Consider the following 502-nt stretch of genomic DNA (forward strand, 5'->3'; position numbering starts at 1 on the left):
AATACCAAAGTGTAAGTTTTGATTTTAAATGAGTATGATAAGGTCTGATAAACCCCTGCTTTGACTGGGCTTAATGACCTAAGCACTCTGGGTCAATCTTCAAGAAAAATGGGAGCTAGTCATGTCAGAACTATTTAAAAAATTGATGGAACAGATTGAAATGCCGCTTGAGATGAGACAGTCTCAGGCCTTTTCATCTGCTGACATCAAGGAGGTCAAGNTAAAAAATTGATGGAACAGATTGAAATGCCGCTTGAGATGAGACAGTCTCAGGCCTTTTCATCTGCTGACATCAAGGAGGTCAAGGTCCATGCCCTCAGTCGCCAGTGGGACTTTCACTTTAGTTTTGACCAAATTTTACCGATTGGTCTCTACCAGGAACTAGCCTACCGCCTAGTCTCGACCTTTAAGGAGGCAGACATCAAGGCAACTTTTACTATTGAAGCTGGGTCAGTCGATTTTTCTGATGCTGACTTACTACAGGCCTATTATGCCGAAAGTT

The 502-nt window shown here is 42.3% G+C and carries 1 protein-coding gene; it reads left to right on the plus strand.

The window, feature by feature from the left end; translation table 11 throughout:
• Positions 1 to 231 precede the first annotated feature (231 nt).
• Positions 232 to 502, plus strand: a 271-nt coding sequence (locus FH871_RS34730) for a PolC-type DNA polymerase III N-terminal domain-containing protein (protein WP_138995336.1), incomplete at its 3' end; no start/stop codon positions are given.

The sequence above is a fragment of the Larkinella sp. C7 genome (genome assembly GCF_006149005.1).
Classification (GTDB): Bacteria; Bacteroidota; Bacteroidia; order Cytophagales; family Spirosomataceae; genus Larkinella.